Origin of the sequence: Photobacterium phosphoreum (genome assembly GCF_002954725.1) — a bacterium.
GTDB classification, from domain to species: Bacteria; Pseudomonadota; Gammaproteobacteria; order Enterobacterales; family Vibrionaceae; genus Photobacterium; species Photobacterium phosphoreum.
This window is the reverse complement of sequence record NZ_MSCQ01000001.1, coordinates 2,676,440-2,678,980: the sequence shown is the minus strand read 5'-3', so window position 1 is coordinate 2,678,980 and position 2,541 is coordinate 2,676,440. Positions and strand designations below refer to the sequence as shown.

The window sequence follows — 2,541 nt, the reverse complement described above, 5'->3', positions numbered from 1 at the left end:
CCGTTCTAGCGAGTTATTAATAAATTTCTTTAATATCGAATTTATTAAATCTTTAAATTAGTTTGCTTTTACTTCTGGTTTAGTATCACGAGCGGCGATGAAGCCGTAGAAGATATAACCAAGTAGTGTCAAGATGGTACCGCCAAATACTGCGGTTGCACCACAAGCATACACACCATAGATACTGTAAAGAACAGCTAATGTACCCACAGTTGCACCAAGACGGTATTGCTTTTTAGATACCATGTTCTTGCGAAGTAGTACTTCAAGACCTGTCATCGATAGGATGTAAGGTACCATGTTAATAAATACTGCAAGGTTCAATAGCGCGTTGAACTGGCTGATCAAGTTAGGAGAGATAGTCATTACCGCAAGGATAATTTCAGCTGCTAACATGATTAACATACCTGCAACGGGCACGCCTGCTTTGTTGGTTTTAGCAAAGATTTGAGGGAATAGACCTTCATCTGCTGCTGCTTTAGAAACCTGTGCGTTAGTGAACTGCCAGCCAAGTAGTGAGCCGATACATGCGATAACCGCTGCAATAGTAACGATGTTACCAACAGTAGGGTTAAACATGTGGCTGAATACTAAACCAAATGGAGCCGTTGATGCTGCAAGTTCTGAGTTTGGAATAATACCTTGGATAACACCAGTAGAAGCAATGTAAACAATGGCTGCGAAACCAGTACCGAACAATACTGCTAATGGTACGTTACGCTCTGGGTTTTCAACTGCATCAGAGTTAGCGCCCGCAGATTCAATACCTAGGAAAGCCCATAAAGTCAGTGCAACACCAGAAGATACTGAGTGCATTGTTGTGTCGTGGTGTGGGTTCCATGCGCTCATGAATGTTTGTGGATCGAACCACCACCAACCGATGATAGATAGACCAGCTACAGGAATAATAATACCCCAAACAGTGAATGCTGAGATTTGACCAGTGATTTTCGCACCGCCAAAGTTAGCCACCATTGTGAAGATAAGAATAGCCACAACACCGTAAAAAGTGTGCATCGGCGTATCAAGCCAAGGCATAAACGGTTTGATGTAGCCTAAAGCAGAAACGGCAATAGCAACACAGCTAATGACCAAACACACGTAGTAAGTGTAAGAAGAGATAAAGAAAGATGATTTACCGTGTGCTTCTTCTGCGTAAGCTGACATACCGCCAGAGCGTTTACAAAATGCACCACATTTAGCGAATGTATAAGCAATACACATTGCGCCTAACGCAGTAACAACCCAAGACAACATTGAGATTGCACCAACTTGCGCCAAGCTTGCTGGTAGCATGATAATACCGGAACCCATCATGTTAACTGCAACAAGTACAGTTAAGCCGACAAGGCCCATTTTTTTAGTGCCAGTATCTGATGACATTATATTCACCTGTTATTAGGAAGGGATATAAACCATAATTAAAAATAGGGTTTATCTTAATTTAAATAAAACCACATCCATGGTGAATTATTTATTATATAAGTAAGGAAGTTTAATTATTTTATTTTATTTATTATAAAATAATTAAAATATAACTCTTAGCAATTAAGAACTATATTTTAAAGCGAATGATTAATCCCCTTTACGAGACATATAATGCGCTGTTTTCGTAAAAATAAAACCGTAAAAACGGAATAAAGCATTGCATTTTTAGTGATCAAATTTGTATTTAGTATCATTATTCGACCATTTTTTTGATGTTTTTGATAAAATAATGATATTAAGAAAAATATTAAAATCTAAAAGTGATTGTTTACAATGAGTTAAAATTCTCACTGGGTGGTAATCATCACACAAAACAATTAAACCATTAAATATAACTATTCATTAAATGTGGAACTATATTCACTCGATATAATGAATATATTTTTTTAACTTGTATTTAAGAAATACTTAACTTGTATTATTTTTTATGTAGCTTTAATGCATTAAAATATGCTTGTTAGGTATGTTGCTGTGTGGTTATTGTATTGATTACTGAGTCGCTTGGTTGCCTATGCTTTTTACGTATACATTGAGCGGTAATATTGAAGAAAGGCTATAACGTTGGGGATAAAAAAATCCCCCGCTATAGTAGCGAGGGATTGATAAGAGAGTCACATTATCGCGTTAGGCGATTATAGTGCTTCTTTTTTGATACAAAGAACGTGGTATTTACCGTCTTCGATTTCTGCGCCTTCAGTTTCGTGTTCGAAACCAGGGAATTCAGCATCCCATGCTTCTAGTGCTTTCAAGTACTGGATTTGAGGACTTGTATCATCACCGAAGTTTTCGCCACCCATTAGCATTGGGATGCCTGGTGGGTAAGGGATAACAGAGTTCGCTGCAACGCGGCCAACAAGTTTATCAGAAGCCACTAACTCAACGTCATCAGATACTACGAACTGGTAAGCAGTACGTGGTTTCACTTCCATTACTGGAAGGCTTGAGTAAGCGTGGTTCAGTACTTGGCTTGGGTTATGACGTACTAGGTATTCAAACATCTTGTTACCAAGATCTTTAAGACCAAGACCGCGGTAAACTTCTGGAGCAGAAGCG

Annotated in this window: 2 protein-coding genes; both read right to left on the bottom strand. The window is 38.3% G+C overall.

What is annotated here, in order from left to right; all coding sequences use genetic code 11:
- Positions 1 to 57: 57 nt before the first annotated feature.
- Complete coding sequence (gene potE, locus BTO21_RS11895) at positions 58 to 1,383, bottom strand: putrescine-ornithine antiporter (protein ID WP_105026806.1); 1,326 nt, start codon at positions 1,381 to 1,383, stop codon at positions 58 to 60.
- Positions 1,384 to 2,120: 737 nt separating this feature from the next.
- On the bottom strand, positions 2,121 to 2,541 hold a 421-nt coding region (locus BTO21_RS11890; RefSeq protein WP_477646129.1), incomplete at its 5' end, for an Orn/Lys/Arg family decarboxylase.